General features: G+C 63.7%; 4 protein-coding genes and 1 pseudogene. 3 read left to right on the top strand and 2 right to left on the bottom strand.

Features of this window, described 5'->3' with window-relative positions; translation table 11 throughout:
* Nucleotides 1-396: pseudogene (locus VGL22_RS13230) on the top strand (hypothetical protein); the annotation flags it as partial.
* Nucleotides 397-474: 78 nt separating this feature from the next.
* On the opposite strand, the gene recJ reads toward VGL22_RS13230, so the two are convergent.
* On the bottom strand, nt 475-2,322 hold the full coding sequence (gene recJ, locus VGL22_RS13225) for a single-stranded-DNA-specific exonuclease RecJ (protein ID WP_465267404.1): 1,848 nt from the start codon (nt 2,320-2,322) through the stop codon (nt 475-477).
* A 6-nt stretch (nt 2,323-2,328) separates the two neighbouring features.
* Nucleotides 2,329-2,805 carry a hypothetical protein gene (locus tag VGL22_RS13220; RefSeq protein WP_465267403.1) on the bottom strand — a complete coding sequence of 159 codons (477 nt, stop codon included), beginning with the start codon at nt 2,803-2,805 and terminating at the stop codon, nt 2,329-2,331.
* Nucleotides 2,806-2,983: 178 nt separating this feature from the next.
* On the opposite strand from VGL22_RS13220, the gene VGL22_RS13215 reads away from it, so the two are divergent.
* Complete coding sequence (locus VGL22_RS13215; RefSeq protein WP_465267402.1) at nt 2,984-3,331, top strand: (2Fe-2S) ferredoxin domain-containing protein; 348 nt, start codon at nt 2,984-2,986, stop codon at nt 3,329-3,331.
* Between the two features lie 115 nt (nt 3,332-3,446).
* The coding region (locus VGL22_RS13210) for an IPT/TIG domain-containing protein (RefSeq protein ID WP_465267401.1) at nt 3,447-6,108 on the top strand (2,662 nt) is incomplete at its 3' end.

Raw genomic sequence — 6,108 nt, 5'->3', positions numbered from 1 at the left:
CCGGCAGGCCATCCTGCTACGCAGCCGCAGCCCGGCAATCGTCCCGCGCAGCAGCGGCCGGATTATCATCCCGGTCAGCAACCTGGCGCCCGCCCCGAGCCGCAGCAGACGCGTCCGGCTCCTCAGGGCCAGCCTCAGACTCGCCCCGAACCCCGTCCCGAGACCCGGCCTATGCCGCAGCAGCAAACTCGCCCGGCTCCGCAGACTCAGCCCCAGGCACGTCCGGAATCGCATCCTGCCCCGCAGGCGCGTCCTGAGTCTCGTCCGGCGCCGCAACCGCGTCCTGAAGCTCGGCCAGAGCCGCGTCCCCAGGCCCAGCCCCATGCCCAGCCCCGTCAGGAGTCGCGCCCTGCCCCGCAGGAGCACCCCTCTCATCCCAGAGAGCCGCAGCGCTAACCCGACACCCTGATCGCAACCACTGAGGCCCACGGTTCGCCGTGGGCCTCTCTGCTTTTGGTTCGAAGTGCTGAACGGTTACGCTTCGGCCGGCCGGATGCCCGCCATTTCGATCTCCACGCCCCCGTACTGCGGATGATCGTTCTCGCGGATGCGATACGCTACATCGACACGGCTGCCGGCGCACAATTGCATGTTCAGGCAGCGACCGGCCCAGTCCCAGCCCACGCACCGCATCACACGCCCCTCCGCCCCTGCACTCAGCCTGCCCTGCTGCAAACCGTCCGCTTGCAGAGCGTCCTGTTGCAGGTCCAGGCGGATGTGCCGCTCCTTCATGATCCGCGGCGCCGACGCGATGCGCACCCCGCGCGCCATGAAGATCGGCTCGGGGTTGCCATGCCCCAGCGGCTCCAGCTTCTTCAACCAGCCCGCCAGCACAGCCGTGATGCGGTCCAGCGGCAGCTCCGCATGAATCCTCAGCAGATGCTCGGGCTCGCTTGCGCCCAGCCGCTCTTCAGCATGCAGGTTGAGCCGCCGCCGCAGCTCCGGAACAGATGCCGCAGGCATCGCGAACCCCACCGCAAACGCGTGCCCCCCAAACCGCGTAAACAGATCCCCGCACGTCTCCAGCGCTTCCAGAAGAGGGAAGCCATCCACGGATCGTCCCGACCCGTGCGCGATGTTATCTTCCACGCTCACCACGATGGCCGGCTTGGCCGTGCGCTCCACCACCCGAGACGCCAATATCCCGATCACCCCGCGATGCCAGCCTGCGCCGTCCACCACCAGCAGCCGGTTGGCGGCGAATGCGGCATCCACCGCGAGGCGGGCCTCAATGATGCTCAGAGCCGCAGCCTCTGCCTCCCGCCGCTGTCGGTTCAACAGTTCCAGATTTCCAGCTAATTCGTTCGCGCGTGCACCGTCCCGCGTGCAGAAAAGCTCGATCACCTGCGACGCAACATCCATGCGCCCCGCCGCATTGATCCGCGGAGCCAGCCGGAACGCCACGTCGAACCCGGTGAGCGGCTTCGCTGCCGGATCCACCTGCGCTGCTGAAAACAGCGCGCGCAAGCCCGCGCCCACCGGCCTTCTCAACTCCCGCAATCCCAGCGCGGCTATCGTGCGATTCTCTCCATGCAGCGGAACCGCATCGGCAATGGTTGCGATCGCCGCCATCTTTAAGAAACTGGGCAGCGTCTTTTCGCGCGTACGCGCCGGGTCGCGCCGCTCCAGCAGTGCCTGCCCCAGCTTCAGCGCGATGGCCGCGCCGCACAATGACTTTTCGGGATACCCGCAGCCGTTTTGATTCGGATTCAAAATCGCCAGCGCATCCGGCGGCGCTTCGCTGGCGCTGGGCAGGTGATGGTCCGTCACAATCAGGTCCAGCCCCAGCCTTCGCGCCGTATCGGCCTCCGCAAAAGCGCGCATCCCCGTGTCCACAGTGATCACCAGCCGCACGCCCTCCGCGTAGGCCGCCTCCAGCACGCTCGACTGCAGCCCGTATCCTTCGCGGATCCGATGCGGCACATGGAACCGCACCGTGCCGCCGAGCATTTCAATCGCCGTCTTCAGCAGCACCACCGCCGTGGTGCCGTCCACGTCGTAGTCGCCGTAAAGCAGGATCGGCTCCTTCGCCGCAATCGCCCGCTCCACCCGCGCCACGGCCTCTGCCATGCCCAGCATCAGCAGCGGATCGTGCAAATGCGAAATATCAGGATGAAGAAAACGGCGCGCCTGCCCCGCGTCTGCGATACCCCGCGCCACCAGCAGCTCAGCCACAACGGCGGGCAGTTGCGCGGCCTTCGCCAGCGCTTCGGCCTCTTCACGATGCGGCGCGGCTACAACCCATCGCTGCTTGGGAAACGACTTGATCGCAGTAACTGCCGCTCCAACATCCGGGGTTCCCGCGCCTGTCGCTGTGCCCACGATGGATTATTCGGCCCCGTCGCCGTCGTTTGCGTCGTCAATCACAATATCGTGGAAACTCTCCACGTCTTCCAGCAGCGACTGGTACCGCTCGTACCACTCCGTCGTGGTCTCATGCAGAAACACAATGCCCTGGTACACAAACCCAAGCTGGATGTACCCGAGCATGCCCATGTACTTGCGCAGCCACTGCGCCTCAACCAGTTCGGTCGCTTCTTCGTCAGGGAAGTTCATCTCCCCGGCTTCTTCAATCAGCGCGTCCAGTTCCTCGCGCTCCAGCGTTACCTCGCTGAACGTGATAAACGGCGATCCTACTTGCTTCGCCATCTCCACAAAGTCTTTCCATGCTTCGGAACTACCCTTGCTGTCCCACAGCACAGAGGAGATGTCCTCGGTCACAAACCCAGGGAGACGGCGCATCCCGTGACCCTCAATGAAGGCCACCATATCGTCTTTCAGCGCGAGAAGGTTGTCTTTGCTCATGTTCAACGCTCATTTTCGCAGATGCCCCCTACCCCCCGGCGCCCTCCTGTGGAAAGTTCCTGCAACTTGATCCACCCCTCTGTCCCTGCTCCCTACTCCCTGCTCCCTGTCCCCCCGATCCCTCATCCCTGGTCTCCGGTCCCTGGTCCCTTAAAGTAGAAGCAGGAGGATTCACCGATTGCCGCTTTTCGAGCATCATGTCTTTGTCTGTCATAACGTTCGTCCCGAGGGCGCTCCCCGCCCCTCCTGCACCGCCGACGGCAAAAGCGAAGTCTTCACCCAGTTGCAGCAGCTCACCAAGGCCGCCGGAGTCAACAACGTCCGCATCAATAAGTCGCTCTGCCTCGACCAGTGCGAGCACGGCCCCACCGTCGTCGTCTACCCCGAGGCTGTCTGGTACGGCTTTGTAAAGCCTGAAGACGCCGCGGAGATCGTCGAAGAGCATCTCGTCAACGGCCGTCCCGTCGAGCGCCTGCGTCTCGCCGACTCCTGCATCAACACCAAGGTCTGCCCCCACCGCGGCTGAGCGTCAGTGGCCCGGCGAATTCCGGGCCACTGGCAAGCCAATCCGACACAGAGGCCGGCAGGCGAATCGTGCTACGATGGGCCAAACTCCATTCAAGGGCTCAACCATGCGATTCATGCGCTTTTCTGCGCTTCTGCCGGTATTCTGCGCCTTCAACCTTCTCACCGGCTGCGGCGGAGGCGGCAGCAGCTCCGGCGGAAGCGGAGGCGGGCAGCCGCAAAACCCCTCCCCGGCCATCACTTCCATCTCGCCCGACACCGCTTTGCAATCGGCGGCCGCTTTTACGCTTACGGTGACGGGCTCCGGCTTCATCAGCACATCCACCGTGCAATGGGGCGGAGCGGCGCTTGTCACCACCTATGCAAGCGCTACCACTCTCAAGGCCGGCGTGCCTGCCTCCGCCCTTGCGTCGGTCGGCACCGCCAAGGTCACGGTGGTCAATCCGGCTCCGGGGGGAGGAACCTCGAACAGCGCTTCCTTTGCCATCGCCGTACCGCCCACGCGCCTGGTTTCAATGAACCTGATGGCGAGCGACATCGTATGGGATGCGGCGCATGGAAAGATCTACGCTGCGGTTCCCGGCACCGAGACAAACGGCAACAGTATCGTCGCTGTGGATCCGGTGAAGCAGTCCGCGGGCTCTCCGCAGCCGGCGGGTACCAATCCTCTGCCGCTCGCCATCTCGGCCGATGACAGCCTGCTCTACGCGGGACTCGCAGATGGTTCCATCAAACGGTTCAGTTTGCCCGGGCTGACGCCGGATGCGAGCTTCACCGTGACGCTCCCGACTGATCCCACCGTCGGGCAACAGGTCGCCATCGGCCTGGCCGTGGCTCCCGGCGCGCCGCATACTTTCGCCGCGATTCTGGGCAACTATAACTGGACCGGTCCCAACACTGGCGGAACGCTGATCTATGACGATGCCGTTATGCGCGCCAATGGCGTTGCGTCGTACCAGATGGATGACTCCTCACTGGCGTGGGGCTCGGATGCCGCCACGCTTTTCGCCAACGATGGCGTGAGCTCGGGCAACAATCTCTTCGTGATGGACGTTGCCGGTACAGGCGTCACCCTGAAATCGAATTTCGGGTACCTGGTGCCCACCGAGTACGGCGCCATCCATTTCGATTCGGCATCGGGTTCCATTTACGCGGACGGTGGACGCGTAGTTGATCCGAATTCCGCGGACGTCGTGGGAACCTTCGACGTCCGTGACATTCAGAATTCCCGCTCTCCGCTCTGCGCGCTCGACCTGACGAACGGCCGCGTCTTTTTCCTGGGACAGACGATCGATCAGGGTACAAATGGCACGGGAATGACAGTGGCGGTTTTTGACGCCCGCACCTACATCCGCCTGGCCACGATCTCGCTTCCGCAGGTGACGGGTTGGCCCATGACCTTCCTTCGCTGGGGCAAGGCCGGACTTGCATTTACGGCAAGCGCAACGCGGTCGCCCATCCCGCAGGCGCCTGGCAATCTGTACCTCCTTGACGGCGCGTTCGTCAGCGGCTCACAACCGGCGGATTTCACCACCGGCGGGTCGGAAGTGGCGCTCGCACCAGGATTCACCGGATTGAGCCCGGAATTCGTGCAGGCCGGATCCGCGGACCTCGCTCTTACCGTGACGGGCGATCACTTCGGGGCTGACGCTGCCGTGACGTGGAACGGAACGGCGCTTCAGACCACGGTGGTGAACAGCACCTCGCTGGCAGCTACAATTCCGGCGGCTGATCTCACCACCGCTGGGACCGCGGTAATCAACGTGGAGCAGGGCGGAGCGGCAGACGCGGCTTTGAACTCCCTGGCGTTTACAGTGGTTCCGGCGGACGTGAAGCTGGCCGCCTACAACCTGAATGCCCTCGATCTCGCGTGGGATTCGAGCCGCTCGCATCTGGTTCTCCCGGTGATGGGATCCGACCGGCGCTACGCCAACACCGTGGTTCAGTTCGATCCAGCGACCGGTACGGTTGCGAGCGCAACGCCCGTACCTTCCGACCCGGACCTGGTACGCATTACCCCGGATGGCTCGAGCCTGTATCTGGGCTTCCGCACCCTCAACAAAGTGTATGAGTACTCGCTGCCAGGCTTGTCTTTGTCCTCAAGCTGGGACCTCGGCTACGAGCCGTTCTTTGGGCCCTATTACGCCGGAGACCTCGAGATCGATCCGCAGAATAATCAGACCACCGCGGTGGCATTCAGCATCAATGGCGGACAGCCCGCGCAGGATCACGGCTTCACACTCTACGACAGCGGAACGGCACGCTCCAACAGCGCTTCCCCTCGCCTGCGCATCGACAACGTACAGTGGACCCCCGACGGCTCGACGATCTACGCGGCATCCATTGACGCGGACATTCTGAAGTTCGGCGTGGATGCGTCAGGCTTGACGCAGCAGAAAAGCAAGATTCTCTACGTGGGCAAAGTCCATCTCGCCAACGGAATGCTGTATGACGACACGGGGCAGGTGATCAACCCGTCCGATTTCTCGGTGACGGGAAACTTGAACGCTTCCGGGCTGGTGGTGCCGGATGCCACCCTCAACCGCATCTTCGTCCTGGGGCAGACCGCGGCACAGATCAACACCTCCGACTACACGGTGCAGTCCTTTGACATGACGACTCTCGCTCCCGTGCAATCGCTCACTTTGCCCGGCCTCACAGGCGTGCCGGTCGCGTTCACTCGCTGGGGAAGCCATGGTTTGGCATTCGTGACCTATGACCAGTGGGTGAAGCCGGTCCCGCAGCCAACCGGAATGCTGTATGTGGTGAACGACGCCG

The sequence above is a fragment of the Occallatibacter sp. genome (assembly GCF_036502485.1).
GTDB lineage: Bacteria > Acidobacteriota > Terriglobia > Terriglobales > Acidobacteriaceae > Telmatobacter.
Note: the sequence above shows the minus strand (reverse complement) of the source record. Positions and strands in the feature narration are given on the sequence as shown.

Excerpts from the sequence above, each read along its gene's own strand:
- VGL22_RS13220 (WP_465267403.1), bottom strand. The coding sequence starts at position 2,805 with ATGAGCAAAGACAACCTTCTCGCGCTGAAAGACGATATGGTGGCCTTC.